Raw genomic sequence first — 26,916 nt, forward strand, 5'->3', positions numbered from 1 at the left:
GTTATGATCGACATTGCGCCAGAATATCCAGCTGCTGCTGATAAACGCTTGTTTTAACGTCCATCATTCCCAGAACGGTGGAGAACAGATTGTCCTGTGAAACCGCACTTTTTGCTGCACGGTCGCGCAGGCACTGCTCGTTGACGCCAAAGTTTTTTGCATAGTCCGGGGACAGCCAGAAGATAAACGGGATATGCGTTTGCTGCTCCGGGGCCAGCATATACGGCGTGCCGTGAAGGTATATACCGCTTTCCCCCAGCGATTCGCCGTGATCGGATAGATACACCAGCGCGGTGTTCATGCTTCCCTGGCGCGCCTTCAGCGTATCAATGGTTTTGCTGACCATGCTATCGGTGTACAGAATCGTGTTGTCATAGGTATTCATCAGCGCCTGATGATTACAGTCCTGGATTTCATTGGTATCGCAGGTCGGCGTGAACTGTCGGAAGCTCTCCGGGTAGCGGCGGTAGTAGGCCGGGCCGTGGCTCCCCATCAGGTGAATGACCAGAACCGTATCCTGCTTCAGCCCGTCCAGCACGTTGTCCAGCCGGTAGAAATTCACGTCGTCAATGCACGACTTATCCTTGCAGAACTGATCCAGGTTCCACTGGGTCATGTCCGTGTGCGGGATGCGGTCGCAGGCGCCCTTGCATCCACCGTCGTTGTCGCGCCAGAGAAGATTCACGCCCGCGTGCTTGAGCACATCGAGCAGGCCTTCCTGGTGACGCGCCAGATCGGCATCGTAATGCTGGCGCGTCATCCCGGAGAACATGCATGGAACGGAAACGGCCGTTTCGGTGCCGCAGGAGGTTGCCTTAGGGAAGTTAATCACGTTCTGTTTTTTCAGCTGCGGGTTCGTTTCGCGCCCGTAGCCGTTCAGCGAATAGTTCGCCGCGCGTGATGCTTCACCCACCACCAGTACCAGCACGGTTTTCTTCTGCTGACCCGCAATCAGCGGGCCTTTGTGGGCATCTTCCCCAATGCGCACCAGCGTTTGATCGCCAGCAAACCAGCGGGTTTTGCTGTATTTCATGAGGGCGCTTACGTAGTTCGCCGGGGTCACCATTTTGACGATGGCCTTATTGTTGCGAAACAGCGACGCGTAGTCTTTATAGAATACGGAGGCAACGAGGATAATCACCAGCAGCGCGCCCAGTATCGCGGCAACGCGTGTAAGCAGTACGTACCACCATTTACCGGTACGAATACGCGTTAGCGCGAGCACCACCGACGGCACCAGACCCGCAACCACAATCCACAAAATCATCTGTGGGGTGACCAGCGCGGTGGCTTCCTGCGAGTTAGTCTCAAAGACGTTAACCATCATGTTCTGATCGATAACCGCGCCGTAGGCGTACATAAACCAGGTCGCTGCGGCACATCCCATCGTCAGCACAATCAGCAGCGGCTTACGGATATACGGGATATTGAGCAGGCTGAAGACAATCACCCATCCGCAGAACAGCACCAGCGGCACTGAGGCGGCGAAGAGGACGTCATGCAGCTGCGATGGCGCGATGATCGCCCAGCTGCGTTGAATGAAAAGCGCGTTAAGCGCCGTAAAGAAGAGGGCGCAGCCCAGAGTGAATTTTATATCGTTACACTGTAACTTTTTAGCAAACCACATCATTAAAAAACCATTCTTTATAGTGATAGCGCAAGTATAGGGAGGGAAGATTAGTGAAACCTTAATGCCATAATTCTGTGCTAATCCTCTTGCATGCTGGGCATTTAGCGTCTTCACTGTAGTTGAATATTGGCGTTTCGGAGGTGTTTGTGGCAGAGCAGCTGGAATTTTTCCCCGTCCAGAGCCCGTGCCGGGGTATTTGCCAGGTGGACGAGCGCGGCTACTGCCGCGGATGCATGCGCACCCGCGACGAGCGTTTTAACTGGCAAAACTTTAGCGACACGCAAAAGCAGGAGGTGCTTCGCCTCTGCCGACAGCGCCTTTTGCGCAAATTACGCGCAAACAAAGCCGATCAACCCGAAGAACCTCAGCAACCCTCACTGTTTTAATCCGCTAATTGCGTATACTCAGGGCATGACTTCCTTGAGGAAAATGTTATGGTTCAGCGTATTACCCTTGCCCCACAGGGCCCGGAATTTTCACGTTTTGTGATGGGCTACTGGCGTTTGATGGACTGGAATATGTCCGCCCAACAGCTTGCCAGCTTTATTGAAGAACACCTCGACTTAGGCATTACGACGGTCGACCACGCCGATATCTATGGCGGCTACCAGTGCGAGGCGGCCTTCGGTGAAGCCCTCAAGCTGGCACCTGCGCTGCGCGAGCGTATGGAGATCGTGACGAAGTGTGGTATCGCCACCACGGCAAAGCCTGAAAACGCGCTCGGGCACTACATTACCGACCGCAAGCATATTATTGAAAGCGCCGAACGGTCGCTGGTGAACCTGGCAACCGACCGTATCGATCTGCTGCTGATTCACCGCCCGGACCCGCTGATGGATGCGGATGACGTTGCGCAGGCGTTTCTTGAGCTGCACCAGAGCGGCAAGGTCCGCCACTTCGGCGTGTCGAACTTTACGCCAGCGCAGTTCGCGCTCCTCCAGTCCCGTCTGCCGTTTACGCTGGCGACGAACCAGGTCGAAATCTCTCCGGTTCACCAGCCGCTGCTGCTGGACGGCACGCTCGATCAGCTTCAGCAGCTGCGCGTTCGTCCGATGGCGTGGTCTTGCCTCGGCGGCGGCCGTCTGTTCAATGACGATGAGTTCCAGCCGCTGCGCGATGAGCTGGAGGCCGTCGCCCGCGAGCTGAATGCCGAGAGCATCGAGCAGGTGGTTTACGCCTGGATACTTCGCCTGCCGTCAAAGCCGCTGCCGATTATTGGCTCCGGCAAAATCGAGCGCGTCCGCTCCGCGCTGAACGCGGAAGCGCTGGAGATGACCCGCCAGCAGTGGTTCCGCATCCGCAAGGCTGCGCTGGGCTACGACGTTCCGTAATCTGAAAAACGCTGACTTTCCGGTGAATTCTTCGGCCCTGGTATACACTTAAGAGGCTAAAAAATAACCCGGGAGGTCACATGAAGCGTTTTGTTCTGGCTGTGGTTGCATTGGCTGTTTGCGCAGGGGCGCAGGCGGCCAGTGATGAAGTGGAAATGAATCTCGTCACGTCTCAGGGTATCGGCCAGTCCATCGGAACGGTAAAAATCACCGAAACCGACAAGGGGCTGGAATTTGCGCCCAATCTGAAAGCACTCCCGCCCGGCGAACATGGCTTCCACGTTCACGCAAAAGGCAGTTGCCAGCCCGCAATGAAAGAGGGTAAAGCCTCTGCCGCGGAAGCGGCGGGTGGTCACCTCGATCCGCAGCACTCGGGCAAGCACGAAGGGCCTGACGGAATGGGGCATCTTGGCGATCTGCCCGTGCTGGTGGTGAACAACGATGGCAAAGCCACGGACCCGGTCGTAGCTCCGCGGCTGAAAAAGCTGGATGAGGTCAAAGGCAAAGCGCTGATGATCCACGTCGGCGGCGACAACATGTCCGATAGCCCTAAACCGCTCGGCGGCGGCGGGGCGCGCTACGCCTGCGGGGTGATCTGATCCCCAATCGTTCCCGGTGGCGGAGCCTGTTCCAGCTGCGACAGCGAACAGTGCAGCCGCCATACGATAGACGCCAAATCCCGCGCGGCCGGAAGGTGATGGCGCGCGAGGCTATCGCAAATTCGCTGCAGTTTGGCAAGCGTTACGCTCAGCGGGCGCTGCTGAACGCCGCGCTCGCTCATCACGTCCCTCAGCAACGCAATACAGATATCGCGCACCTGCGAAAGCGGGTCCGAGCGCGTTTCCCACGCGCGCAGCTGCCACACCACGTGCGAGCAGTTCAGCAACACCACGCCCCAGCGCAGCAGCCAGCGGCGGGAAAGGGAATCCTGGCTGGTGTTAAGCTGACTAACGTGATGATAAACCAGGGATTCATATTCGTTTTCGCTCAGGTGAGGCTTTCGACTGAGCTGATCGACAAAGCCCCGGCGCAGCTCGCGAATGTGGCGGCGGCTCTTGCGGGCGTCCGACCCCGGGCGCAGGACGGCAAACGCCAGCCACGCCAGCCCGACGCCGAGGATTTTCGCCAGGTTATCGTTGAGGAAATCGGCGAAATCATAAACCGGCGGGTTGGTGACGGAGATAAACGAGCCCATAAAGACGATCAGCTGCCCCCAAAGCCCCGCCAGCTTCGGCATTTGCAGCTTTAGCAGCTGCATGGTGGTCAAAAGCGGAAAGAGAAACAGCAGGAACTGCCAGAGGTCGCTAATCTGCACCATCAGGCCAAACTTTACCACGAAACTGAACAGCGACAGCAGCACCAGCGTGCGCAGCAGCAGCGTCAGGGAGTTGAACGGCGACGCGGCGACGGAGTAGAGCACGCAGCTGATGGCCGCCAGGGTCAGCGCCGCGCTTCCTGCCTCCCACTGCGTGGCGATCGCCCACGCGCCGACGAGCGTGAGCGCGCAGAAGGTTCGAAAGCCGCTCCACAACGCCTCCATGTAGTCCGTGTGCCTCGTGAGCGCAGGGCTGGCAGGGATCGCAAATTCCGTAATCGGCGTGGCGTTTTCCACGGCCTTTATCCAGCGGCTGCTGCGCAGATACAGGCGGCAAAAATAGTTCAGGCGCTGCCAGAACGCGCGATGGCGGTAGTCGTATTCGTCCGTAGGGGCGAGCGGGGCGATAATGCGCGCTACGGTATAAATGTCCGCGTCGGGGCGCGCGAGCGCGGCCAGGAGCGCATCGATCACTTCTCGGGTTTGCGCCGGAGGCGTTGGCCAGCTGAGCAGCATGCGCCGCAGGCTGGAGATGGCGCTGGTCATGCGCAGCTGCTGGTGAAGCAGATAGTTAAGCAGCCGGTTCTGGCGACGGAAGCGGTAATGGCTCCAGAAGGCCTGGATGCGCAGAAGGTTCATGGTCAGGATCTGGGCGATGACTTTTTCATGCGCCAGGCGGATGTCGTCATTGGTATCCGGCTGCCAGAGCAGGCTGGCGTGCTCAAGCAGGCGGGTATGCATCGTCCTGAGGGCGGTGATAAGCGCCGTCCCATCGGACGTGCTGGGCAGAATCATCATCATCAGCCCGCCGCTCAGGATACCGACGATCACTTCACAGACGCGAGCCTGGGCGATATCCCACAGCTCCGTGGTGTCCAGCACGTTAACCACCGGAAAAGCGATAATCGCGGCGGTGTAGCCCGCCAACTGAAAGGCGTAGGCGACGTTGTTGGTAAAATGCGCGCAGGCCCAGGTGCAAAACCCCAGCCAGGCCGCCATGCTCAGCAAGAACAGCCACGGATCGTTCAGGGTATGCCCCGCGATAATCAGCGCCGCCGTGGCGCCCAGCAGGCTGCCGGCTACGCGCCCGAGGCTTTTGCTGATTACGCCGCCGACGGTGGGGAAGCTGACGACCGCCGCCGAGGTCATCGCCCAGTAGGGCTGATCCAGATTCAGATAGTAGGCGATGGTTAACGCCACGCACATCGCAATGCCGTTTCGCAGCGCATAGCGCCACTGGGGGCGCGTCGCTTTAAGCCACGGCGTGTTGCGCCAGGAAAAGGCCTGCAGGTTCATTAATGGGTACCGATAGCGACGGTACAGGTGGTGCCGGAGACCAGCGTAATGTCGGCGGGCAGCTTGTCAAATTCGACCCGCACCGGAATACGCTGCGCCAGGCGCACCCACGGTACGTTCGGCTTGATGTCGGGCACAAGGCCGGAATCTATCTCTACGCTTTGGTCGTAAATGGCGCGACCGATGCTGGATACGTGACCCTGTAACGTCTGCGAGCCGCTGTAGAGTGTCACGGTGGCAGGGGCACCTTCTCGAATGTGGCGTAGCTTGGTCTCTTCAAAATAGCCAACCACGTAGAAAGAGTGGCTATCGACCAGCGCAAAGACCGGCTTTCCCGTTGTGGCATAGTCGCCCACACGCGTTGAGAGATTTGTCACCCAGCCGTCTACCGGAGCCTTCACCACCGTTTGCGTCAACTGCCACTGGGCCTGCTTCAGGGTGGCTTCTGCCACGTCGACGCTGGCCTGCATCGCCTTGACGTTGATGTTTGCGGTATCTAAAGCTTCTGCGGAAATGTAGTTTTGCGATAAATGGCGGCGGCGGTTTGCCTCGTTGTTGGCCTTTGCCAGATCGGACTGGGCCTTAGCGAGCTGGGCCTGGGCGTTGAGCACCGCAATATGGAAAGGCGTATCGTCGATGCGAAACAGAACATCGCCCTGCTTAATAAACTGATTATCCTTCACCAGAAGCGTGGTGATACTGCCCGATACCTGAGGGGTAATGCTGACCTGCTCCGCGCGGATTTTGCCGTCGCGCGTCCAGGGAGACTGCATGTAGTAATTCCAAAGCCACCAGCCAGCGATCAGCGCCAGGGCAAACACCAGCAGGGTGGAAAAGTATTTCAGCGTTTTCATCGACATTTTCACCACACAATCAATACGGCAAGGCCCAGACACACGGACAGCGCAAACAGGGAGAGATCCATCAGCATGGGATGCCAGATTTCGCCGGAATACATCCAGTCGCGCAGCAGACGGTGCGCAACGAGCCAGATCAAAAAGCCCAGAAGAACGGCCTTAAACAGAGGGGGGAAATAGACTGAAGCACCGACGATCAGGTCCTGGAGCGGGAGACCCGTCGAGCTGTAAGAAAACGTCACGAGCAGTGATCCTTTGCTATGGGTAGAATGACAAAATCATTTTTCTTAACACAACGAAGCGTCAATCTTCAGTGTAAGTCATACTTTGTGCCACGACGAATGCAGTATTGCATTTGTTTTGGCAATACAAATGCTGCACACTATTCTAAAATCAGTATAATAACTTAGCAAGCTAATTATAAGGAGATGAAATTGGAATCGCCATTAGGTTCTGATCTGGCAAGGTTGGTACGCGTCTGGCGTGCTCTGATTGACCATCGCCTGAAACCTCTGGAGCTTACCCAGACGCATTGGGTCACGCTGCACAACATTCACCAGCTGCCGCCCGATCAGTCGCAGATTCAGCTGGCCAAAGCGATAGGGATCGAACAGCCCTCGCTGGTGCGCACGCTTGACCAGCTTGAAGATAAAGGGCTTATCTCCCGCCAAACCTGCGCCAGCGATCGTCGCGCGAAGCGTATCAAGCTCACGGAAAAAGCGGAGCCGATCATTACCGAAATGGAAGCGGTGATCAGCAAGACGCGAGGGGAGATCCTTGCGGGGATTTCACCAGCCGAACTTGAAATGCTCGTTGGGCTTATTGCGCGTCTCGAGCAAAACATTCACGAGCTGCAGGCTCGCGACTAGCAGTGAAAAAAGGCCTTGCATCCGCAAGGCCTTTTGTTAGTGAAAGACCACGACGCGATTGCGCCCCGTTTCTTTGGCCTCGTACATCGCTTTATCCGCACACTCCACGCACTCTTCAGGTGAAATCGCGCCTGACGCAGCGGTGAACACCCCCATGCTGATGGTGATCGTTTCAGGCAAATGGCCGCCGCTGCTGATTTTGTCAAAGCTGCTGAGGTGCATGCGGATGCGCTCGGCCACCTGCCGCGCCGCGTCGGACGGCGTGTTTGCCAGCATCAGCACAAACTCCTCGCCGCCGATGCGCGCAGCAATGTCCTGCGGGCGCACGGAGTCCATTAACAGATTGGCGACAAACATTAATACTTTGTCGCCCTGCAAGTGTCCGTAGCAATCATTAATTCGCTTGAAACGATCGAGATCACTCACAATAACGGAGACAGGGTGGTTAGCGTTTGCCGTTCTCAGCGCCTGGGTTAACGATTCATAAAAATAGCTGCGGTTGTAGAGTCGCGTGAGCGGGTCACGAATAGAATTTTGATATGACTGCTCATATTTTAACGTTGAGGCGCGATAAAGATTAAATACATCATATAGCAGCACGAAAATAATCAATAACGTCGCGACGGTTTCAAATAAACGCGCGCGATACCATGAAAAGTCCTCAGCGTGCCCGCCTAATAACAGCATGGTCAACGTCACGATATAACAGACGCATAAAAAATTACCGGCGTGCCAGAACAGATCGCGCACGCGCGTAATAATCATCAGGGCTATCAGAGTGGCCGTCCAGAGAATAATTAATATGATATTAATTACCTGACTCCAGAGCGCCATAAACTGCAGCGTTCCGTTATCGACAAGGTCAACGGAGAGTATTGGCGAATTGCTGGAGTAGAGCCAGGCCAGCGCCACTATGCCGGCGGTGAAAAGAACAACGCCCGACACAACGATAACGTGGACTACCCGCGTTAGCGGCTGGTGGCGCAGCGTATAGAGCACGGCAGAAACGGTGAACAGCACGGACATCAGCAGGTGACGGAACGAGAAAAAGATCATCGCGTCGTTATAGTTAATCGCGTCGCGCTTGTAGTAATGGAGCCAGGCCGGGAAACTGGACAGCGTGCCCGTCATGAGTAGTGCCGATCCGGCGAATGCAAACGCGATGGCGATCAGATAAAGACGTCTTCTGTCGCACCCGTATTTCATTACCATAAAACAGGCAATAAACAGATGAAATACCAGTAAAAAAATGGTCAGCGTAGGGAAAAGTAAGGGTGAAAATGAAGGTACCCACTCGGCGAATTTTAAATACAAGCCGTTCAATATACCAATAACGAGTATGCAGCCCATGCAGAAGCAAACATAGCGGTTCTTAACATAACGATTATTCAATATCATAGGTGTTTTGTAACAAAATAATTTAATTCATCATTTTTGACGTTATGCGGAGTTTACCAATTTAAGAACGGGATGCTTTGCGCAGGAGCAATATAAAGAGGTGATGACGAAAGTATTATGGTATTAAATATAAATGGCGTGAATGTATTTAGCGGGGTTATATATTTGATTGATGAATATAATAAAAGGTGTAGCCAAAAGACTACACCCTTTCAACATTAACGCGGAGAAACGGTAACCTGGCTGCCGTTGCTTGCAAGCACCACGCGCTGGCCAGCAGAGAAGCGCGTATTGCCTTGTTTCTGCACAACCATAATGGTGCTGCCGTCGTCTTTACGAATTTCCAGCTCTACGCCCTGGGTTTTGTTCATCGCACCCTGAACGCCCTGACCCGCAACGCCACCGGCTACTGCGCCAGCCGCGGTAGCCAGAGAACGGCCCGTGCCGCCGCCAATGGTGTTCCCGAGGAACCCACCCAGCACCGCACCGCCAATCGCGCCAACGACGTTGCTATCATCGCCACCCTGGATTTGAACAGGACGTGCATTAACAATCGTACCGTAAGTAACGTTCTGAACCTGTTTAGCTTCAGACGCGCTGTATACGTCGCCAGAAAGAGAGCTGTCATTGACGCAGCCCGCCAGTGTTAAACCAATCAGTGAAACGCCCAGTACACGTAAAATCATTTGAATCTCCTGTTCACCAAAAACGCCCGCTTTGGGCATCCGTCATGGCTAAATTATATGGCATAAAAAGCCATCATTCCCATCTTTGCACTATCAATAAGAAAATTGTACTTGAATTTGACTTAACGGTGCATAAACAAATGTTGCACTGCGTGACGTCTCTGAGATTGTTAAAAAGTATTAGTGGCGCATGGCAAAGCAACGCTGTTTATGGTGGAGTGTTTACCCCAAGCCCTCGCAACGTAAGGAAAGCGCATGAAATCGGGTCGCTACATGGGTGTGATGTCAGGCACCAGTCTTGATGGAGTTGATGTTGTTCTGGCCGCAATCGATGAAAACATGGTGGCGCAGCAGGCAAGCCTGACGTGGCCGATCCCCGTCTCGCTGAAAGAGGATATTTTGAATATCTGCCAGGGTCAGCAGCTCACGCTTTCGCAGCTTGGCCAGCTGGACGTGCGGCTGGGGGCGCTTTTTGCCGATGCGGTGCAGGCGCTGATGGATCGGGAAAAGCTCAAGCCGCAGGATATCGTGGCGATTGGCTGTCATGGCCAGACGGTCTGGCATGAACCAACCGGCGAATCCCCGCATACGATGCAAATTGGCGACAACAATCAGATTGTGGCGAAGACGGGCGTGACGGTGGTGGGCGATTTTCGTCGTCGTGACATTGCGCTTGGCGGGCAGGGCGCGCCGCTGGTGCCCGCGTTTCATCAGGCGCTGCTGGCACACCCGACGGAGCGTCGCATGGTGCTTAATATCGGCGGGATTGCGAACCTGTCCATGCTTATCCCCGGGCAGCCGGTGCGCGGCTACGATACCGGCCCGGGCAATATGCTGATGGATGCCTGGATTTGGCGTCAATGCGCTAAGCCTTACGATAAAGACGCGCAGTGGGCCAGCGAAGGTAAAGTCATTCTGCCGCTGCTGCAGTCCATGCTAAGCGATCTCTATTTCGCGCAGCCGGCACCGAAAAGCACCGGGCGCGAGTACTTCAACTACGCCTGGCTTGAGCGTCAGCTGCAGCCATTCCCGGCCTTGGCGGCTCGGGACGTTCAGGCGACGCTGGCGGAATTAACCGCCGTTTCTGTTTCTGAGCAGGTGCTGCTGAGCGGCGGGTGCGAACGTCTGCTGGTCTGCGGCGGTGGGAGTCGAAACCCGCTGGTGATGGCGCGTCTGGCTGCGCTGCTGCCGGGTACTGAAGTCACGACCACCGATGAAGCCGGGATCAGCGGCGACGACATGGAGGCGCTGGCCTTTGCCTGGCTTGCCTGGCGTACCGTCGCGGGTCTACCGGGCAATTTACCCTCCGTGACCGGCGCGCGGGAGGCAAGCGTCCTCGGGGCAATTTTCCCGGCGAATCCGCGACATAATCAGAGTTAACTGAAATTCAGCGCTAGGCGTAGTCGTTACTATTGATGGGAAACGGGAGGGCAGCCATGACCTCCACGACCGGGAAAGTCTTTGGAACACGTCCATGAAAAAATATCTTCTTATTGTCGTACCTTTATTGCTGTCAGGGTGCAGCACCTACAATCAGCTGGTTGAGCGCATGCAGACCGATACGCTGGAGTATCGCTGCGATGAAAAACCGTTGACCGTGAAAATCAACAACCCGCGGCAGGAAGCGAGCTTCGTTTACGATAACAAATTGCTCACCCTGAAGCAGGGCATGTCGGCCTCCGGCGCGCGCTACACGGACGGGATCTACGTCTTCTGGTCAAAAGGTGACGAAGCCACGGTGTATAAGCGCGACAGCATCGTGCTAAACAATTGCCAGCTCCAAAACCCGAAGCGTTGAGATTTTCACAGGGGCGGCGCACAATAGCGTCACCCAATGTCTATTTCAGCTAACGCCATGTCAGATAACGACGAACTGCAGCAAATTGCGCATCTGCGCCGTGAATACACCAAAGGCGGTCTGCGCCGCCAGGATCTTCCCGCCGAACCGCTGGTGCTTTTTGAACGCTGGCTGAAACAGGCCTGCGAAGCGAAGCTTGCCGATCCTACGGCGATGGTTGTCGCCACGGTTGATGAAAACGGCCAGCCCTATCAGCGCATCGTGCTGCTCAAGCACTATGATGAAAAAGGGCTGGTGTTCTACACCAACCTCGGCAGCCGTAAAGCCCACCACCTGGAAAACAACCCGCGCATCAGCCTGCTTTTCCCGTGGCATATGCTCGAGCGTCAGGTGATGGTCACCGGCAAGGCCGAGCGTCTCTCCACGCTGGAAGTGGTCAAGTATTTCCACAGCCGTCCGCGCGACAGCCAGATTGGCGCCTGGGTCTCTAAGCAGTCCAGCCGTATTTCGGCTCGCGGCGTGCTTGAGAGCAAGTTCCTTGAACTCAAACAGAAGTTCCAGCAGGGGGAAGTGCCGCTGCCGAGCTTCTGGGGCGGATTCCGCATTCCCATTGAGCAGATGGAGTTCTGGCAGGGCGGCGAACATCGTCTCCACGACCGCTTTTTATACCAGCGCGAGGACAGCGGCTGGAAAATCGACAGACTGGCACCGTAATCCCCAAATTTGTTGTGTTAAGCGCTAGCGCTACGTGCGCCAGCGCTTTATTCTATGGTCCTTTCGCACCAGGCGAAAAGTCGTGTACCGGCAAAGGTGCAGTCGTTTATACATGGAGAATTTGATGGCAAGCAGTAACTTGATTAAACAATTGCAAGAGCGGGGCCTCGTGGCCCAGGTGACGGACGAAGAAGCGTTAGCAGAGCGACTGGCGCAAGGCCCGATCGCGCTCTATTGCGGCTTCGATCCCACCGCTGACAGCTTGCACTTGGGGCATCTTGTTCCATTGTTGTGCCTGAAACGCTTCCAGCAGGCGGGGCATAAGCCTGTCGCACTGGTCGGCGGCGCTACCGGTCTGATTGGTGACCCAAGCTTTAAAGCCGCCGAGCGTAAACTGAACACCGAAGACACCGTGCAGGAGTGGGTGGATAAGATCCGCAAACAGGTTGCGCCTTTCCTCGACTTCAACTGCGGCGATAACGCTGCGATTGCCGCGAACAACTACGACTGGTTTGGCGGCATGAACGTGCTGACCTTCCTGCGCGACATCGGCAAACACTTCTCTGTTAACCAGATGATTAACAAAGAAGCCGTGAAGCAGCGCTTGAACCGCGACGACCAAGGGATCTCCTTTACCGAGTTCTCTTACAACCTGCTGCAGGGCTATGACTTTGCCTGCCTGAACAAGCTGCACGGCGTTTCCCTGCAGATTGGCGGTTCTGACCAGTGGGGCAACATCACCTCCGGTATCGATTTGACCCGTCGCCTGCACCAGAATCAGGTCTTTGGCCTGACCGTTCCGCTGATCACCAAAGCGGACGGCACTAAATTCGGTAAAACCGAAGGCGGCGCGGTATGGCTCGATCCGAAGAAAACCAGCCCGTACAAATTCTACCAGTTCTGGATCAACACCGCGGACGCCGACGTTTACCGCTTCCTGAAGTTCTTCACCTTCATGGACATTGAAGCGATCAATGCCCTGGAAGAAGAAGACAAAAACAGCGGCAAAGCGCCTCGCGCCCAGTACGTGCTGGCAGACGAAGTGACCAAACTGGTTCACGGCGAAGAAGGCCTGGCGGCGGCAAAACGCATTACCGCAAGCCTGTTTAACGGTACGCTGAGCGACCTGAGCGAAGAAGATTTCGAGCAGCTGGCGCAGGACGGCGTGCCGATGGTCGAGATGGAAAAAGGTGCCGACCTGATGCAGGCGCTGGTGGATTCCGAGCTGCAGCCGTCCCGCGGCCAGGCGCGCAAAACCATCGCCTCTAACGCGATCACCATCAACGGCGAGAAGCAGGCCGACCCGGAGTATACCTTCGTCGACGGCGATCGCCTGTATGGCCGCTACACGCTGCTGCGTCGCGGTAAGAAAAACTACTGTCTGGTTTGCTGGAAGTAAGTAAAAGTAGCCAGGGGCGTGGGAAACCACGCCCCTTTTGTATTTTCAGGGTGTGGTAAGCAAAAAAATGAAGAATATTCTCGCCATCCAGTCCCATGTTGTTTTTGGGCATGCTGGCAATAGCGCAGCGGAATTTCCCATGCGCCGCCTCGGTGCCAACGTCTGGCCCCTCAATACGGTACAGTTCTCTAACCATACGCAGTACGGCAAATGGACCGGCTGCGTGATGCCGCCTTCCCACCTCACGGAGATTGTGCAGGGCATCGCGGATATCGACCAGCTCAAGCGCTGTGACGCCGTGTTGAGCGGCTATCTCGGCTCGGCGGAGCAGGGCGAGCACATTCTTGGCATCGTTCGTCAGGTAAAAGCGGCCAATCCGGCGGCAAAGTACTTTTGCGATCCGGTGATGGGCCACCCGGAAAAAGGCTGCATCGTTGCGCCCGGCGTGGCGGAGTTTCACGTTCGTCACGCGCTTCCCGCGAGCGATATCATCGCGCCGAACCTGATTGAGCTGGAGATCCTTTGCGAGCACCCGGTCAACAGCGTAGAAGAGGCCGTAAGCGCCTCTCGCGAGCTTATTGCGCAGGGGCCTGAGATTGTACTGATTAAACACCTCGCGCGCGCAGGCCTGAGCCAGGACCATTTTGAGATGCTGCTGGTCACTAAAAGCGACGCGTGGCACATCAGCCGTCCGCTGGTGGACTTCGGTACCCGGCAGCCGGTTGGCGTGGGCGACGTGACCAGCGGCCTGCTGCTGGTTAAGCTGCTGCAGGGGGCGGCCCTGCGCGATGCCCTTGAGCACGTGACGGCAGCAGTGTATGAAATTATGATTGCGACGAAGGATATGCGGGAATACGAGCTTCAGGTCGTGGCGGCGCAGGACCGTATTGCGAAGCCGGAGCACTATTTTAGCGCCACGCAGCTTTAAACATCACCCGGCGGCGCTGCGCTTGCACGGGCCTGCGGGATTGGGATTTGTAGGCCGGGTAAGCGTCAGCGCCACCCGGCAACACAGGCCGCTCGGTTAGTTCAACCCTTCCGCCTTCAGCGCCGCAGCCACAGCAGGACGCGCCGCGACGCGCTCCATATACGACGCGATATGGTTTAATCCTTCCAGATTCAGCTTAACCGCGCGCGCCCAGCGCAGAACAGTGAACAGATAGGCGTCGGCAATGGTGAAACGCGCGCCGCAAATCCACTGATCGTCTTTCAACGACTCGTCAATATACTTCAGCTTTTTCTCCAGCAGAGTGCGCACGGTAGGCTTGTACTCTTCCGGCGTGTCCGGACGGAACAGCGGCGTAAAGCCTTTATGCAGTTCCGTTGCGATATAGTTCAGCCACTCCAGCGTCTTATAGCGCGCAATGCTGCTGGTTGGGGCCAGCAGCTGGCGATCGGGCACGCCGTCGGCCAGGTATTGCATGATCGCCACGCCTTCCGTCAGAAGCGTACCGTCGTCCAGCAGCAGGGCGGGCACTTGTCCTTTCGGGTTAATGGCAAAAAAGTCATCGCCGTTTTCCAGGCGTTTTTTCATCAGGTCAACGCCATCAAGCGTGAAATCTTTGCCGCTCTCGCGAAGGGTAATATGGGAAGCAAGAGAGCACGCGCCCGGTTTGTAGAACAGTTTCATCGGTAACTCCTTTTTGCTGAGGTTCCAGCTATGTTAGTGCGCGTTCTAATAAAAAAAAAGCCGCTAATGCATTAGCGGCTTTCGTTCAGTCGTTTCCCGATGACGTTACGCGGTAGCGGTTTGGTTCGCTTTAGCGTCTTTGTCGTCGTCCTGAGTCATACGATTCAGTTTTGGTGCGGTCAGCAGCATCAGCACGGCGATGACCGCGGTGGCGATACCAATCTGCATGAACACGGTACCGTACACGTTCAAAGAAACCAGCGGATCGGTCACGTTTTCTGGCACCGCCATCAGGTTTGCAATCTTACCGGCGATGATCGCTGCGCCAGCCGTGGTCAGGAACCAGCTGCCCATGATGAAGCCCATCAGACGCTGTGGAACCAGCTGCGCAACCATTGCCAGACCCAGACCGGAGATCATCAGCTCGCCGATAGACTGCAGGGCGTAGCTCAGGATCAGCCAGTTAACGGAGACGATACCCGCGTCGGTAGCGAACTTCGCACCCAGCGGCAGCACCAGGAACGCACCGGAGCACAGCACCATGCCGATAGCAAATTTGTGCGGCATCGGCAGGCGGTCGCCCATCTTGTTATAGATAGCGGCCAGAATCGGGCTACCGATCATGATCCAGAACGGGTTCAGCGCCTGATACTGCTCCGGCTCGAACGCGATACCCAGGATGGAGTGCTCAACGTTACGGATGGCGAAGAAGTTCAGAGAGGTTGGCATCTGGCTGTACAGCACGAAGAAGACAATCGCTTCTACCATCAGAATGAAGGCAACAATCATCTTGCGGCGAGCGGCACCCTGCATGGCAAAGGCTTCTTTACCAAAGATAATCACGATACCGAGTGCGACAACGCCCAGCACGGCGCGCGCGATACCCTGGTTGTGCAGTAGCCAGGTGGCGATAGCGACCAGAACCACGACGCCTGCGATCGTTGCCAGCAGTTTGCCCATGTGTACCGGCGCGAAGTCAGGTTTAGAACCGTAGTCTTTCACCCAGCTGCGGCAGAACAGGAAGTTCACCACGGTGATCAGCATACCGACGAAGCTCAGCGCGAACGCGACGCTCCAGCCAAACTTCGCAGCCAGCCACGGCGTTGCCAGCATAGAGAAGAAGGAGCCGATGTTGATGGACATGTAGTACATGGTGAATGCACCGTCCAGACGCGGGTCATCTTTGCTGTAGCAGGTCGACAGCAGGGAAGACGGGTTGGCTTTGAACAGGCCGTTACCCACGGCGATTGTCGCCATACCCATATAAACCACGGCCGCATCGTGGCCAGACCATGCAACCAGGCCGTAACCAATGGCCAGGACAATGGCACCTAACATAATAACGCGTTTGGTACCGAGCACTTTGTCGCCCAGCCAGCCGCCGATAGCGACCAGACCGTAAACCAAAGCACTAAAGGAGGAGAACAGCGTGATGGAATCGGCTTCTGACATACCCAGCTGTTTTACCAGGTAGACCGCCATGATCCCTTGCAGGCCGTAGTAACCAAAACGCTCCCATAACTCAATAGAGAAGATGAGATAAAACGCTTTTGGCTGTTTAAAAGCGTTCATGCTCACGCTTTCATCTGTTGGTTTATTGTTTGCAGTAGACACATATACCTCTTTTTTTACATCCCATATTAACGGGGGTGTTCATAGCGTGATGACCGTAGTCCATCCGCTTTATAGTTATATTGGGAGGGGGAAACGGCAGGTAATGTTCACTATCCTGAACGTTCTGGCAATACGTTTGACATACTCTGTTACATATATCCGAATCGCTATAATCGACCCGTCATCTAAATGTTATTTAGCGTTAAATTTTGATGGTTGATTTTTAGTAGTTTTTTTCACTACTGGAGGCCCATGAAAATGGCTGTATGGCGATATGTTCTGCTATTTGTCCTTGATGGCAGTGATATAGCCTGTATTCTGAAAAATGACTGGTCTTATCTGCGGCCTGAAATGACTTTGGCCCTTGCTGGAGAGAGGCTTAGCGGGGTTTCTTCAACAAAAAAACAACATGACGTTATCAGAGTGATCGCGATCACATATGTATAGAAATTTTTGGTGACGAAAAAACAATTAACCTGTTTGAGTGTTAATTAACCGCAGGATCGCGAAGTCGTCAAAAGGAAAAGGCGTAGAGGGTGCGGCGAAAAGGAAGGTTAACAGTTGACCTTCCTTTTGTAAGGCTTTGAATGGCAGGGTTATGTCAGCCGTAGACCTTTTCTTTGTATTCACACAGATCTTCAATAATGCACGAACCGCAGCGCGGCTTGCGCGCGATGCAGGTATAGCGCCCGTGTAAAATCAGCCAGTGGTGGCAGTCCACCTTAAACTCCGCGGGAACCACTTTGAGCAGCTTCTCTTCAACCTGCTCGACGTTCTTGCCGGGGGCGAAGTTTGTCCGGTTTGAGACGCGGAAAATATGCGTGTCGACCGCGATGGTCGGCCAGCCAAACGCGGTATTGAGCACCACGTTAGCGGTTTTACGCCCCACGCCGGGCAGCGCCTCTAGCGCCGCGCGATCTTCCGGAACTTCTCCGCCGTGCTGCTCCAGAAGGATGCGGCAGGTTTTAATGACGTTCTCCGCCTTGCTGTTAAACAGGCCGATGGTTTTGATATACGACTTCACGCCGTCAACGCCCAGCTCGAGCATCGCCTGCGGCGTGTTAGCGACGGAGTAGAGCCGCGCCGTCGCCTTGTTGACGCTCACGTCCGTGGCCTGAGCAGAGAGCAGCACCGCGATCAGCAGCTCGAAGGGGGACGTAAAGTTCAGCTCCGTCGTGGGGTGCGGATTCTCATCGCGCAGCCGGGTCAGAATGGCGATGCGTTTCTCTTTATTCATATAGCCTTCTCGGGTATCCCTTCCTGAACGCTGCGCTCGGCGGCGCGGCGCTTGCGTTTTTCATCAATGAGGTATTTTACCGCCAGCATCATGCCCAGGCCAATAAACGCGCCCGGCGGCAGCATCGCCAGCAGGAACGGCGTGTCGGTGTGGAAAACCTCGATGCGCAGGGATTTCGCCCAGCCGCCCAGCAGCGCGTCCGCGCCGTCAAACAGCGTGCCGTTGCCGAGAATCTCGCGCATTGAGCCCAGCACAAACATCGCGCCGGTTGCGCCCATACCGATAGAAAAACCGTCGAGCGCCGACATGGCGGGGCTATTTTTCACCGCAAAGGCCTCGGCGCGACCGACTACGATACAGTTGGTCACGATGAGCGGAATAAATATCCCGAGGGACTGGTACAGGCCGAACGCGTAGGCGTTAATCAGCATCTGCACGATACTCACCACCGAGGCGATGATCATTACATAAATCGGAATACGAATTTCCGTCGGCGTCCAGCGGCGCAGAGCGGAGATGGACAGGTTGGTCAGGGTCAGCACCAGCGTGGTTGCCAGCCCAAGGCCAAGCGCGTTTGTCGCGGTGGACGTCACCGCCAGCAGCGGACACATCCCCAGCAGCTGAACCAGGGCGGAGTTGTTTTTCCAGAGCCCCTGAACGATAACCTCTTTAACCTGGCTCATGATTACTCCTCACAGGCGGTAAGATTGTTAATCTGCGCGGGCAGCGTTTCTGCGTATAGTCCGGCGCGCTTAACGGCGTTAACGACCGCGCGCGGCGTGATGGTTGCGCCGGTGAACTGGTCGAATTCACCGCCGTCTTTCTTCACCGCAAACGCGGCGTCATTTTCGCCGTGAATTACCTTGCCGGCAAAGTGCAAAATCCAGTCGCTCAGGCGAGGTTCAATTTTGTCGCCAAGGCCGGGCGTTTCGTGATGTTCGGTCACGCGGGTGCCGAGAACGGTACCGGAAAAATCCGTCCCGACCAGCAGTTGAATAGCGCCCGAATAGCCGTCCGGCGCCGTCGCTTCCATGACCGCGCCCACCGGCGTATCGCCCTTGCGCGCAATAAACACCCTGTGCGTTCCTTTGCCTAACTGCGGGGCCTGCACGACAAAGCAGCTTTTCTGCAGGTCATTATCGTAGAAGTCAGAAGGGATCACCTGGTCGAAGAGCGCCTTTTGCTGCTTAACCGCCTGCTCGTCGATGGTGGTTTTCGTGAGCTCGTTCACCAGCGCGGTTAATCCCGTCAGGGTCGCGGCGAAAATGGCCAGCGTGACGCCGTGTTTTTGCATTGTCTTTAGCATGGCGAGACCCTTAGCGGTGGCCGTACACGCGCGGACGCGTGTAGTAGTCGATGAGCGGAACGGTGATATTCGCCAGCAGCACCGCGAAAGCGACGCCGTCAGGGTAGCCGCCGAAGCTGCGGATCAGCCAGACCAGCAGCCCCGCCAGCGCGCCGAAAATCAGGCGACCGCGGTTGGTCGTCGACGCGGTGACCGGATCGGTGAGGATAAAGAACGCGCCGAGCATGGTTGCGCCGGAGAGCAGGTGCATCTGCGGGCTTGCCAGTGATTCAGGCGAGAAAATCCAGCCAAGCGTCGAGCACACCGCCAGCGTGGCGATAAAGCTGACCGGAATATGCCAGCGAATCGCCTTTTTCCACAGCAGGAAGACGCCGCCCAGCAGATACGCGAGGTTAACCCACTGCCAGCCCGCGCCCGCCAGCACGCCGCTGTAAATCGCGGATTTCATGATCTGCTCAACGCTTTGTCCGGCGTGCAGGGATGTTTTAAAGGTGTCCAGCGGCGTCGCCTGGCTGATCCCGTCTACGCCCATGCGCAGCGCGTTCATGTCCGCGCCGAGCGCCGTGTGGCCGGTAAAAATAACCTGCAGCGCGTCCATAAAGCCCGGCACCGTCGTGGCGATATCATGCGGCGGCAGCCAGCTGGTCATCTGGACCGGGAAGGAGATGAGCAGCACCACGTAGCCGATCATCGCCGGATTAAACGGATTATGGCCCAGCCCGCCGTACAGCTGCTTGGCGATAATGACCGCGAAGACGGTACCCAGCACCACCATCCACCACGGCGCAAACGGCGGAATACTGATGGCCAGCAGCAGGCCGGTAAGCAGCGCCGAGTTATCGCCGAGGACGCGGGTAACGTTCATTTTGCGCAGCTTAAGCACGGCGGCTTCTGCCGCCAGCGCGCTGGCGCAGCCAAGGACGAGCTGAACAAGCGTGCCCCAGCCAAAAAACCAGAACTGTACGGCGATGCCGGGCAGGGCCGCCAGGCAGACCAGCATCATAATGCGCGACGTCTGGCGCTGGTTATGGGTGTAAGGGGAACTTGCGATTCTGAAAACCATTTAATCCTCGTTAACTGCTTGCTGCGCGGCTTTCTTTGCCTGAACGCGCGCAATCGCGGCAGCGACTGCGGCCTTGCGTGGGTCATCGTTTGCAGCCGGTGCTTGTTCTTCCTGCTGCGCCGCTTTGCGCGCTTTGGCGCGAGCGATAGCGGCCTCAACGGCGGCTTTGCGCGGATCAACCGGCACAGGCGTCTCTTCCGCGGGGGCTGCCTGGGCCGCTTTACGGGCCTTGGCGCGGGCAACCGCGGCTTCCACCGCAGCCTTGCGCGGATCGACCGGCTCGGCCTCAATCACCACGTCCTGCTGTGCGGCCTTACGGGCCTTAGCGCGGGCGATAGCCGCTTCCACCGCGGCTTTACGCGGATCGGCGTCCGCTTCAGACTGCGCGATCTGCGCTTTTTCCGCCTGGCGCGCGCGGGCCTCGGCTTTGCGCGCTTCACGGGCGGCGATCGCTTCGCTGTTGTCCGGCTTCGCGCCCGCAGGGATCACCACGGCCTGCGCCGCGTTAGCTTTTTTCTCACGCACGCGCGCCAGCGCGGCGTTAATGGCGTCCTGGTCCTTCTCTGCAGGCTGAACGGCGGCCTGCTTGTGCCGCTCTTGGCGGGCCAGCTTCTCGCGCTCCAGGCGCGCCTGACGCGCTTCAAAGCGGGCTTTTGCCTCAGCGGCGCGTTTTTCTTCCATCGAGATGGCGTAAATTTCGGCCTTCTCCTGGCGGAAGTACTGCACCAGCGGAATATTGCTCGGGCAGACCCACGCGCAGGCGCCGCACTCGATGCAGTCGGCAAGGTTATGCGCCTGTGCTTTATCGTGCAGCTGGCCCTTGCTGTACCAGTAGAGCTGCTGCGGCAGCAGATCCGCCGGGCAGGCGTCCGCGCAGGCGCTGCAGCGGATACAGCCTTTCTCTTCCTGCTCTTCGCCCATCTCGGTTGGGGAGGGTGCCAGCAGGCAGTTGGTGATCTTAACGACGGGAACGTCCAGCCAGGGCAGGGTAAAGCCCATCAGCGGGCCGCCCATGATGACCATCTGCTCGCTGCCGGGGCAGAACCCCGCCTGCTCAAGCAGATGACGAACCGGCGTGCCGAGACGCGCCCAGACGTTGCCCGGGCGGGAGACGGATTCGCCCGTCAGGGTCACCACGCGCTCCGTTAATGGCTCTCCGTCCACCACGGCGCGCTTCACCGCATAGGCGGTACCGACGTTCTGCATCAGCACGCCGATATCCGAGGAGCGGCCGCCGTGCGGCACCTGCTTACCAGTCAGGATCTGCGTCAGCTGCTTTGCGCCGCCCGAAGGGTATTTGGTTGGGATCACGCGCAGGCTAATGTCGTGGCAGCCCGCCAGCACCGCGCGCAGCATCGAGATGGCCTGCGGCTTGTTGTCCTCAATGCCGATCAGCACCTCGCGGGGCTGGAGGATGTGCGCAAGGATGCGAATGCCTTCCACTACCTGCGCGGCGCAGTCCTGCATTAAGCGGTCGTCAGCGGTGATATAAGGCTCGCACTCGGCGGCGTTGATAATCAGGGTCTGGATTTTGTCGCCGCCGCCGCGCAGCTTGGTGCCGGTCGGGAAGCCCGCGCCGCCCAGCCCGGCCACGCCGAACTGATGGATACGCTCAATCAGCGCCTCGCGGCTGTGGGCGCGATAGTCGCTCCAGCCGTCACGATCGATCCAGCGATCTTCGCCGTCTGCCTCAATAATCACGCTGAGTTCCGACAGCGCGGAAGGGTGGGCGACGGTATGAGGAGCGATCGCCACCACTTTACCGGAGGTTGGGGCGTGAACCGGCAGCATGCGCCCGCGCCCGAAGGTCAGCGGCTGGCCGCGCAGGACGTTATCGCCTTCCTTCACGCACAGCTCGCCCTCGGCGCCGATATGCTGTTTAAGCGGCATCGCGTAGCGCGTCGCCAGCGGAAGCTGGCGCAGCGGCGTGCCGTTGGACTGGGTTTTCATTTCGGGCGGATGAATGCCGCCGTCGAAATCCCAGATCTTCTCTTTTCTGAAAGCAGAAAATAACTTAAGCATGTTGTTCCACAGGAATGATACGAACCGGAATGGTTTGAAGATCCCACTTCCAGCTGTCGGTAGTCGTTTCAACCGGGCGCAATTCTATACACTGCGTCGGGCAAGGGGCCACGCAGAGGTTGCAGCCGGTGCACAGATCCGCCACGACGGTGTGCATGGCGCGGGTAGCGCCGACGATGGCGTCTACGGGGCATGCCTGAATGCACTTGGTGCAGCCGATGCAGTTCGCTTCGTCGATCACCGCGAGCGCGCGAACGGGCTCCTGCACGTCCTCGTCACCGTCGACGGGCTGCGGGTCAACGTTAAGCAGGGCGGCGATTTTCAGCATCACCGCTTCACCACCCGGCGCGCAGCGGTTAATCTTCTCGCCCTGAACGCCGACGGCTTCGGCGTAGGGGCGGCATCCCGGGTAGCCGCACTGCCCGCACTGGCTCTGCGGCAGCAGCTCATCAATTTTTTCGACAACCGGGTCGTCCTCTACCGCAAAGCGGCGGGACGCGTAGCCGAGGATGATGCCAAACACCAGCCCCAGCACGCTAATTGACGCGATGGCAATCCAGATAGCACTCATTACAACTTCACCAGACCACTAAAGCCCATAAAGGCCAGAGACATTAATCCTGCGGTCACCAGCGCAATGGCGTTACCGCGAAACGGCGCGGGGATATCTGCCGCGGCCAGACGTTCGCGAATGGACGCGAACAGGACCATAACGAATGAGAAACCGACGGCGGCGGAGAAGCCGTACAGCGCCGATTGCAGGAAGTTATGGCCGAGGTTGATGTTCAGCAGCGCAACGCCCAGCACCGCGCAGTTGGTGGTAATGAGCGGCAGAAAAATCCCCAGCAGGCGATACAGCGCCGGGCTGGTTTTACGCACCACCATTTCGGTAAATTGCACCACCACCGCGATGACCAGAATAAAGGCCAGCGTGCGCAGGTAGGTCAACTCCAGCGGGATCAGAATCCAGGTGTCAATCCACCAGGCGCAAATGGACGCGAGGGTCATGACGAACGTGGTCGCCAGCCCCATGCCCATCGCCGTCTCCAGCTTTTTGGAGACGCCCATAAACGGGCACAGGCCAAGGAACTTTACCAGCACGAAGTTGTTAACCAGCACGGTGCCGACAAAAAGCAGTAAGTAATCGGTCATTATTTAGCCTGAAATAAAAAAAGCCGCCTATTATCGGATAAACCACAACGGGCGACAACAGGTTAACTGTAAGGGTATTACGGGTTAACGAAGGTATTTTTCACCCGCGTCGAGCGCTTGAAATAGGGCACCATAAGCGCCGTGGCCAGCAGAGGGAACAGAAGCTGACGAACGGCCAGCGCATCCGAAACCGGCGAAAAGGCAAATGCCTTCATGGCCAGCAGTACGGAGACCAGCAGCCAGATGATGTAATGCTTCGGCACGCTTTTGCGCCGCTTAAAGAAGGCTATCGTCAGCCACAGCGTGTAGTACCACATGGCGATCGCAAACCCGAAGGAGGCAAACCATATCGCAATATTCAGCGTGCTCTGGGACATCAGGGTCTGAAGAGTCTGCGGGGTGATCAATGAGGCGGTATAAAGCAGAAGCGCCAGCGATGCGCTTAATAATGCAACCAGCAACCATGCCAGCGGGGCGATTAACCAGCCTCCAATTCTTTCTCCAGGCGATGCGGTCATGAGCTCTCCCATAAGTCTGCGCGAAATGTTGTACAGCTAATTTGCAGGGCGGAGAGTATATAACATTTCGCGCCGATGGCTACTGACTTATACGACGTAGCGCCATACGGATTTAGGCACCTCGCCCACGTTGAACAGACGCCCGCCCGAGACAAGCTCCGCCCGGCGATGGTCAGCGGCGCGATACATATTGATGATGTCCTGATTATCCGACAGCGTGTAGTTAAGATGGTCAAACAGTTTTTCCAGGCTTTCAAGCGAATTGATTTTACGAAATTTTAATAAATAATCCTGAACCGTCATTTTAATAAGCTTCCATATAAAGGTGAGTCATTCCCAAGCAGGTATTTCGTTTGAATAATAAACGGATTAAAAAAGACGTAAACTGATCACTCAGATGATGTACCGAAATTAGGAGTTTTCTTTGAAGAAATTCAGGCATCAGACGATGCCTGGGAAGAAGGTTAACGCTGTTCAACATCGCTGGCAATAAGTAACCGACTGATTATGCCACCCGTCATGCTGGCAGGGATTACTTAGGCTGAACGGCTGCAACGGGCTCTGGCGGCTGGTAGTTATCAATATGGCTGGCGATGCCGAGCGAGATAACAGAAACACCGAGAACAACCCATCCCGCTAATTCAATGATTCGAGTAATAATTGTCGTCATGATTGGCACTTGCAATTTATCCATAAATTCAGATTGCGAATGTTACAGCGCGTTATTCCTCTCGGCAAGTGCTTTGGGAACGGTTCCCCCCTAAACTATATCAGCAGGGTATTCAAATGTAACAAAAATGGCTGGCACGGGGTGCTATCTTTAAAGCGCTGGCGCATGATTAATCCGTCACGGCGTGGGGAAATGCCAGCACGAGATAAGCACATCACGCGAGAGGGTAATGCTATGAGTGAAAACATCCGTGTCGGGCTGATTGGCTATGGATACGCAGGCAAAACGTTTCACGCGCCGCTGATTTCCGGCACGCCGGGGATGGTGCTGGCCGCCGTTGCAAGCAGCGATGCGGCAAAAGTGCAGGCCGACTGGCCCAGCGTTCCGGTGGTTTCCGAGCCAAAGCATCTTTTTAACGACCCTAATATTGATGTAATCGTTATTCCTACCCCGAACGACACCCACTTTCCGCTGGCAAAGGCCGCGCTGGAAGCCGGTAAGCATGTGGTCGTGGATAAGCCCTTTACCGTGACGTTGTCACAGGCTCGCGAACTGGATGCGCTGGCAAGAAGCTTTGGCAAGCTGCTGTCGGTCTTTCACAACCGCCGCTGGGACAGTGATTTTCTGACCGTAAAAACGCTTATCGGCGAGGGCACCCTGGGGGAAATCACCTATTTTGAATCGCACTTTGACCGCTTTCGCCCTCAGGTTCGCGACCGCTGGCGGGAGCAGGCCGGGCCGGGCAGCGGCATCTGGTATGACCTAGCTCCGCATCTGCTCGACCAGGCCGTCAATCTCTTTGGCCTGCCGGTCAGCCTGACCGTCGATCTTGCCCAGCTCAGGCCGGGCGCGCAGACCACCGACTATTTTCACGCCATCCTCAGCTACCCGCAGCGCCGCGTTGTCCTGCACGGCACGATGGTGGCTGCCGCCGAGTCCGCGCGCTATATCCTTCACGGCACGCGCGGCAGCTACGTTAAGTTTGGCCTGGATCCGCAGGAGGAGCGCCTGAAGAGCGGGGAGCGATTGCCGCAGGAGGACTGGGGATACGACATGCGCGACGGCGTGGTGACGCGCGCGGAGGGTGAGGAGCGGGTGGAAGAGACGCTGCTGACGACCCCGGGCAACTATCCGGCCTACTACGCGGCCATCCGAGATGCGCTGAACGGTTCAGGGGAAAACCCGGTCCCGGCCAGCCAGGCGATTCAGATTATGGAGCTGATCGAGCTGGGGATAGAATCTGCCAAACATCGCGCTACGCTTTGTCTGGCATAAGGTACAGAGACGTTGTAGGCCGGGTAAGGCGCAGCCGCTACCCGGCAAAAAGGCTTACGCAGCGGCCACCTTGTCCCGCAGCGCCTGCTTCTCTTGCGGCGTCAGGAAGGCCATCTCCAGGCCGTTGATCTGCGCCTGACGGATCTGCTCGCGGCTCAGCCCGGCCTCAGGGGCGGCGATGTTGTATTCATGGATAATATCCACGCCCTGAACCGCCGGATCGTCCGTGTTCAGCGAGGCCAGCACGCCGTGTTCCAGGAACGTTTTCAGCGGATGCTTATCGAGCGTCGCCACGGTGCTGGTCTGGATGTTGGAGGTCAGACAGGATTCAATTCCGATACGCTGCTCGGCGAGGAAATCCATCAGCGCGCGATCTTCAACCGCCTTCACGCCGTGGCCGACGCGCTCTGCGCCCAGCTCGCGGATCGCCTGCCAGATGCTTTCCGGACCGGCGGCTTCGCCCGCGTGCACGGTAACATGCCAGCCCGCGTCGCGCGCGCGGTTGAAGTGGGAGAGGAATAGGCTGCCCGGGAAGCCCAGCTCGTCGCCCGCGAGATCCACGGCGGTGATGCGATCGCGGTGCGCCAGCAGGGCCTCAAGCTCCTGCAGGCAGGCCGCTTCGCCGAAGGTGCGGCTCATGATGCCAATCAGGCGGGCCTGGACGTTGAAGGCCTCGCAGCCTTCGCGCACGCCCTCGATGACCGCTTCCACCACGCCCGCAACGGGCAGGCCGTGGGTCATGGCCATATAGCCCGGAGAGAAACGCAGCTCGACGTAGTGCAGGCCGTTGCGGGCCGCATCCTCAATGTTCTCAAACGCCACGCGGCGGCAGGCGTCCAGCGAGGCCAGCATCTTGACGCCCCAGTCGAGTTTGCTCAGGAAGCTGACCAGATCGGGCTCATTGGAGGTGACCTGAACGTGCGGGATAAGCGTTTCGAGCGTTTGGGCTGGAAGCGTTAAGTTGAACTGGCGGCCAAGATCGAGGATGGTTTGGGCACGAATGTTGCCGTCAAGGTGACGATGAATGTCGGTGAGGGGAAGGCGTGTATCAATCATGGTCGCACTCTTTTTCTGGTTAAAGTGCGCCACATTATAAAAACAAAACGAGGTAAAAAGCTATTTGCGCAAGGGAATAT

At 57.0% G+C, this 26,916-nt stretch carries 29 protein-coding genes; 10 read left to right on the forward strand and 19 right to left on the reverse strand.

Going from position 1 to position 26,916, the window contains the following annotated elements:
• Position 1: 1 nt before the first annotated feature.
• Complete coding sequence (eptA, locus tag AB8804_RS13925; protein ID WP_371187321.1) at positions 2–1,627, reverse strand: phosphoethanolamine transferase EptA; 1,626 nt, start codon at positions 1,625–1,627, stop codon at positions 2–4.
• A 149-nt stretch (positions 1,628–1,776) separates the two neighbouring features.
• Between eptA and AB8804_RS13930 the strand changes: the two genes are divergently transcribed.
• The 3 genes from AB8804_RS13930 to sodC all read left to right on the forward strand — a co-directional run bounded on the left by AB8804_RS13930 (position 1,777) and on the right by sodC (position 3,560).
• The gene (locus AB8804_RS13930) at positions 1,777–2,016 is read left to right on the forward strand and encodes a DUF1289 domain-containing protein (RefSeq protein WP_371187073.1); all 240 of its coding nucleotides are present in this window, start codon (positions 1,777–1,779) and stop codon (positions 2,014–2,016) included.
• A 48-nt stretch (positions 2,017–2,064) separates the two neighbouring features.
• Entirely contained in the window at positions 2,065–2,961 is an 897-nt protein-coding gene (locus AB8804_RS13935; protein WP_371187075.1) for an aldo/keto reductase family oxidoreductase, read from the forward strand.
• A gap of 80 nt (positions 2,962–3,041) precedes the next feature.
• Entirely contained in the window at positions 3,042–3,560 is a 519-nt protein-coding gene (gene sodC / locus AB8804_RS13940; RefSeq protein ID WP_371187077.1) for a superoxide dismutase [Cu-Zn] SodC, read from the forward strand.
• Here the strand turns inward: sodC and AB8804_RS13945 are convergent.
• From AB8804_RS13945 to AB8804_RS13955, 3 genes are read right to left on the reverse strand one after another with little or no spacing between them, the layout of a single operon-like run.
• Positions 3,539–5,572 carry an FUSC family protein gene (locus AB8804_RS13945; protein ID WP_371187079.1) on the reverse strand — a complete coding sequence of 678 codons (2,034 nt, stop codon included), beginning with the start codon at positions 5,570–5,572 and terminating at the stop codon, positions 3,539–3,541. The two genes, sodC and AB8804_RS13945, sit on opposite strands and share 22 nt — an antisense overlap.
• Positions 5,572–6,432 carry an efflux RND transporter periplasmic adaptor subunit gene (locus AB8804_RS13950; RefSeq protein WP_371187081.1) on the reverse strand — a complete coding sequence of 287 codons (861 nt, stop codon included), beginning with the start codon at positions 6,430–6,432 and terminating at the stop codon, positions 5,572–5,574. Before AB8804_RS13950 ends, AB8804_RS13945 begins: the two co-directional genes overlap by 1 nt.
• Positions 6,433–6,434: 2 nt before the next feature.
• Complete coding sequence (locus AB8804_RS13955) at positions 6,435–6,671, reverse strand: DUF1656 domain-containing protein (RefSeq protein WP_371187083.1); 237 nt, start codon at positions 6,669–6,671, stop codon at positions 6,435–6,437.
• Between the two features lie 186 nt (positions 6,672–6,857).
• Between AB8804_RS13955 and slyA the strand changes: the two genes are divergently transcribed.
• A complete protein-coding gene (gene slyA, locus AB8804_RS13960; RefSeq protein ID WP_371187085.1) occupies positions 6,858–7,298 on the forward strand; it encodes a transcriptional regulator SlyA in 441 nt (146 codons plus the stop codon).
• Between the two features lie 36 nt (positions 7,299–7,334).
• Here slyA and AB8804_RS13965 read toward each other — a convergent pair whose 3' ends face one another.
• Together AB8804_RS13965 and slyB are read right to left on the reverse strand one after the other, a co-directional pair.
• Positions 7,335–8,696: an MASE4 domain-containing protein gene (locus tag AB8804_RS13965; RefSeq protein WP_371187087.1), complete on the reverse strand. Its 1,362-nt coding sequence runs from the start codon at positions 8,694–8,696 to the stop codon at positions 7,335–7,337.
• A 218-nt stretch (positions 8,697–8,914) separates the two neighbouring features.
• Positions 8,915–9,382, reverse strand: a complete 468-nt coding sequence (gene slyB, locus AB8804_RS13970; protein WP_112009532.1) for an outer membrane lipoprotein SlyB — start codon at positions 9,380–9,382, stop codon at positions 8,915–8,917.
• Positions 9,383–9,637: 255 nt separating this feature from the next.
• On the opposite strand from slyB, the gene anmK reads away from it, so the two are divergent.
• From anmK to pdxY, 5 genes are all read left to right on the forward strand, one after another.
• On the forward strand, positions 9,638–10,762 hold the full coding sequence (gene anmK, locus AB8804_RS13975; RefSeq protein ID WP_371187090.1) for an anhydro-N-acetylmuramic acid kinase: 1,125 nt from the start codon (positions 9,638–9,640) through the stop codon (positions 10,760–10,762).
• A 94-nt stretch (positions 10,763–10,856) separates the two neighbouring features.
• Entirely contained in the window at positions 10,857–11,180 is a 324-nt protein-coding gene (gene mliC / locus AB8804_RS13980; protein ID WP_371187092.1) for a C-type lysozyme inhibitor, read from the forward strand.
• Positions 11,181–11,237: 57 nt separating this feature from the next.
• Entirely contained in the window at positions 11,238–11,894 is a 657-nt protein-coding gene (gene pdxH, locus AB8804_RS13985) for a pyridoxamine 5'-phosphate oxidase (RefSeq protein ID WP_370965202.1), read from the forward strand.
• A 124-nt stretch (positions 11,895–12,018) separates the two neighbouring features.
• Complete coding sequence (gene tyrS / locus AB8804_RS13990; RefSeq protein ID WP_371187094.1) at positions 12,019–13,293, forward strand: tyrosine--tRNA ligase; 1,275 nt, start codon at positions 12,019–12,021, stop codon at positions 13,291–13,293.
• Positions 13,294–13,360: 67 nt separating this feature from the next.
• On the forward strand, positions 13,361–14,221 hold the full coding sequence (gene pdxY, locus AB8804_RS13995; RefSeq protein ID WP_371187096.1) for a pyridoxal kinase PdxY: 861 nt from the start codon (positions 13,361–13,363) through the stop codon (positions 14,219–14,221).
• Positions 14,222–14,317: 96 nt separating this feature from the next.
• Here the strand turns inward: pdxY and gstA are convergent, their stop codons facing one another.
• From gstA to blr, 12 genes are all read right to left on the reverse strand, one after another.
• Positions 14,318–14,923, reverse strand: a complete 606-nt coding sequence (gene gstA / locus AB8804_RS14000; protein WP_371187098.1) for a glutathione transferase GstA — start codon at positions 14,921–14,923, stop codon at positions 14,318–14,320.
• 105 nt (positions 14,924–15,028) lie between these two features.
• Complete coding sequence (gene dtpA, locus AB8804_RS14005; RefSeq protein ID WP_371187101.1) at positions 15,029–16,537, reverse strand: dipeptide/tripeptide permease DtpA; 1,509 nt, start codon at positions 16,535–16,537, stop codon at positions 15,029–15,031.
• A gap of 601 nt (positions 16,538–17,138) precedes the next feature.
• Complete coding sequence (nth, locus tag AB8804_RS14010) at positions 17,139–17,774, reverse strand: endonuclease III (RefSeq protein ID WP_371187103.1); 636 nt, start codon at positions 17,772–17,774, stop codon at positions 17,139–17,141.
• The gene (locus AB8804_RS14015; RefSeq protein ID WP_371187105.1) at positions 17,771–18,457 is read right to left on the reverse strand and encodes an electron transport complex subunit E; all 687 of its coding nucleotides are present in this window, start codon (positions 18,455–18,457) and stop codon (positions 17,771–17,773) included. Before AB8804_RS14015 ends, nth begins: the two co-directional genes overlap by 4 nt.
• Positions 18,458–18,459: 2 nt before the next feature.
• Complete coding sequence (gene rsxG, locus AB8804_RS14020) at positions 18,460–19,080, reverse strand: electron transport complex subunit RsxG (RefSeq protein WP_371187107.1); 621 nt, start codon at positions 19,078–19,080, stop codon at positions 18,460–18,462.
• 10 nt (positions 19,081–19,090) lie between these two features.
• Positions 19,091–20,143 (reverse strand): electron transport complex subunit RsxD, encoded by a 1,053-nt coding sequence (rsxD, locus tag AB8804_RS14025; protein ID WP_371187109.1) that lies wholly within the window; start codon positions 20,141–20,143, stop codon positions 19,091–19,093.
• Positions 20,144–22,165 carry an electron transport complex subunit RsxC gene (gene rsxC / locus AB8804_RS14030; protein WP_371187111.1) on the reverse strand — a complete coding sequence of 674 codons (2,022 nt, stop codon included), beginning with the start codon at positions 22,163–22,165 and terminating at the stop codon, positions 20,144–20,146.
• Positions 22,158–22,736: an electron transport complex subunit RsxB gene (gene rsxB, locus AB8804_RS14035; RefSeq protein ID WP_371187113.1), complete on the reverse strand. Its 579-nt coding sequence runs from the start codon at positions 22,734–22,736 to the stop codon at positions 22,158–22,160. The genes rsxC and rsxB overlap by 8 nt, the downstream gene beginning before the upstream one ends.
• The gene (gene rsxA, locus AB8804_RS14040) at positions 22,736–23,317 is read right to left on the reverse strand and encodes an electron transport complex subunit RsxA (RefSeq protein ID WP_371187115.1); all 582 of its coding nucleotides are present in this window, start codon (positions 23,315–23,317) and stop codon (positions 22,736–22,738) included. The genes rsxB and rsxA overlap by 1 nt, the downstream gene beginning before the upstream one ends.
• Before the next feature lie 77 nt (positions 23,318–23,394).
• Positions 23,395–23,835, reverse strand: a complete 441-nt coding sequence (locus tag AB8804_RS14045) for a DUF2569 domain-containing protein (protein ID WP_371187117.1) — start codon at positions 23,833–23,835, stop codon at positions 23,395–23,397.
• Between the two features lie 87 nt (positions 23,836–23,922).
• On the reverse strand, positions 23,923–24,138 hold the full coding sequence (gene ydgT / locus AB8804_RS14050) for a transcription modulator YdgT (RefSeq protein ID WP_000217941.1): 216 nt from the start codon (positions 24,136–24,138) through the stop codon (positions 23,923–23,925).
• 229 nt (positions 24,139–24,367) lie between these two features.
• Positions 24,368–24,505 carry a division septum protein Blr gene (gene blr / locus AB8804_RS14055; RefSeq protein ID WP_371187123.1) on the reverse strand — a complete coding sequence of 46 codons (138 nt, stop codon included), beginning with the start codon at positions 24,503–24,505 and terminating at the stop codon, positions 24,368–24,370.
• Positions 24,506–24,739: 234 nt separating this feature from the next.
• Between blr and AB8804_RS14060 the strand changes: the two genes are divergently transcribed.
• A complete protein-coding gene (locus AB8804_RS14060) occupies positions 24,740–25,780 on the forward strand; it encodes an oxidoreductase (protein ID WP_371187125.1) in 1,041 nt (346 codons plus the stop codon).
• 54 nt (positions 25,781–25,834) lie between these two features.
• On the opposite strand, the gene add is transcribed toward AB8804_RS14060, so the two are convergent.
• Complete coding sequence (gene add / locus AB8804_RS14065) at positions 25,835–26,836, reverse strand: adenosine deaminase (RefSeq protein WP_371187127.1); 1,002 nt, start codon at positions 26,834–26,836, stop codon at positions 25,835–25,837.
• Between the last annotated feature and the right edge of the window lie 80 nt (positions 26,837–26,916).

Origin of the sequence: Enterobacter sp. KBR-315C3_2022, assembly GCF_041399425.1 — a bacterium.
Taxonomy (GTDB): domain Bacteria; phylum Pseudomonadota; class Gammaproteobacteria; order Enterobacterales; family Enterobacteriaceae; genus Enterobacter.

What these genes read in the sequence shown, in the direction of transcription:
- eptA (WP_371187321.1), bottom strand. Translation starts at nt 1,627, where the DNA reads ATGTGGTTTGCTAAAAAGTTACAGTGTAACGATATAAAATTCACTCTG.
- AB8804_RS13935 (WP_371187075.1), top strand. Translation starts at nt 2,065, where the DNA reads ATGGTTCAGCGTATTACCCTTGCCCCACAGGGCCCGGAATTTTCACGT.
- sodC (WP_371187077.1), top strand. Translation starts at nt 3,042, where the DNA reads ATGAAGCGTTTTGTTCTGGCTGTGGTTGCATTGGCTGTTTGCGCAGGG.
- AB8804_RS13945 (WP_371187079.1), bottom strand. Translation starts at nt 5,572, where the DNA reads ATGAACCTGCAGGCCTTTTCCTGGCGCAACACGCCGTGGCTTAAAGCG.
- AB8804_RS13950 (WP_371187081.1), bottom strand. Translation starts at nt 6,432, where the DNA reads ATGTCGATGAAAACGCTGAAATACTTTTCCACCCTGCTGGTGTTTGCC.
- slyA (WP_371187085.1), top strand. Translation starts at nt 6,858, where the DNA reads ATGAAATTGGAATCGCCATTAGGTTCTGATCTGGCAAGGTTGGTACGC.
- AB8804_RS13965 (WP_371187087.1), bottom strand. Translation starts at nt 8,696, where the DNA reads ATGATATTGAATAATCGTTATGTTAAGAACCGCTATGTTTGCTTCTGC.
- slyB (WP_112009532.1), bottom strand. Translation starts at nt 9,382, where the DNA reads ATGATTTTACGTGTACTGGGCGTTTCACTGATTGGTTTAACACTGGCG.
- anmK (WP_371187090.1), top strand. Translation starts at nt 9,638, where the DNA reads ATGAAATCGGGTCGCTACATGGGTGTGATGTCAGGCACCAGTCTTGAT.
- mliC (WP_371187092.1), top strand. Translation starts at nt 10,857, where the DNA reads ATGAAAAAATATCTTCTTATTGTCGTACCTTTATTGCTGTCAGGGTGC.
- pdxH (WP_370965202.1), top strand. Translation starts at nt 11,238, where the DNA reads ATGTCAGATAACGACGAACTGCAGCAAATTGCGCATCTGCGCCGTGAA.
- tyrS (WP_371187094.1), top strand. Translation starts at nt 12,019, where the DNA reads ATGGCAAGCAGTAACTTGATTAAACAATTGCAAGAGCGGGGCCTCGTG.
- pdxY (WP_371187096.1), top strand. Translation starts at nt 13,361, where the DNA reads ATGAAGAATATTCTCGCCATCCAGTCCCATGTTGTTTTTGGGCATGCT.
- gstA (WP_371187098.1), bottom strand. Translation starts at nt 14,923, where the DNA reads ATGAAACTGTTCTACAAACCGGGCGCGTGCTCTCTTGCTTCCCATATT.
- nth (WP_371187103.1), bottom strand. Translation starts at nt 17,774, where the DNA reads ATGAATAAAGAGAAACGCATCGCCATTCTGACCCGGCTGCGCGATGAG.
- AB8804_RS14015 (WP_371187105.1), bottom strand. Translation starts at nt 18,457, where the DNA reads ATGAGCCAGGTTAAAGAGGTTATCGTTCAGGGGCTCTGGAAAAACAAC.
- rsxG (WP_371187107.1), bottom strand. Translation starts at nt 19,080, where the DNA reads ATGCTAAAGACAATGCAAAAACACGGCGTCACGCTGGCCATTTTCGCC.
- rsxD (WP_371187109.1), bottom strand. Translation starts at nt 20,143, where the DNA reads ATGGTTTTCAGAATCGCAAGTTCCCCTTACACCCATAACCAGCGCCAG.
- rsxC (WP_371187111.1), bottom strand. Translation starts at nt 22,165, where the DNA reads ATGCTTAAGTTATTTTCTGCTTTCAGAAAAGAGAAGATCTGGGATTTC.
- rsxB (WP_371187113.1), bottom strand. Translation starts at nt 22,736, where the DNA reads ATGAGTGCTATCTGGATTGCCATCGCGTCAATTAGCGTGCTGGGGCTG.
- rsxA (WP_371187115.1), bottom strand. Translation starts at nt 23,317, where the DNA reads ATGACCGATTACTTACTGCTTTTTGTCGGCACCGTGCTGGTTAACAAC.
- AB8804_RS14045 (WP_371187117.1), bottom strand. Translation starts at nt 23,835, where the DNA reads ATGACCGCATCGCCTGGAGAAAGAATTGGAGGCTGGTTAATCGCCCCG.
- ydgT (WP_000217941.1), bottom strand. Translation starts at nt 24,138, where the DNA reads ATGACGGTTCAGGATTATTTATTAAAATTTCGTAAAATCAATTCGCTT.
- blr (WP_371187123.1), bottom strand. Translation starts at nt 24,505, where the DNA reads ATGACGACAATTATTACTCGAATCATTGAATTAGCGGGATGGGTTGTT.
- AB8804_RS14060 (WP_371187125.1), top strand. Translation starts at nt 24,740, where the DNA reads ATGAGTGAAAACATCCGTGTCGGGCTGATTGGCTATGGATACGCAGGC.
- add (WP_371187127.1), bottom strand. Translation starts at nt 26,836, where the DNA reads ATGATTGATACACGCCTTCCCCTCACCGACATTCATCGTCACCTTGAC.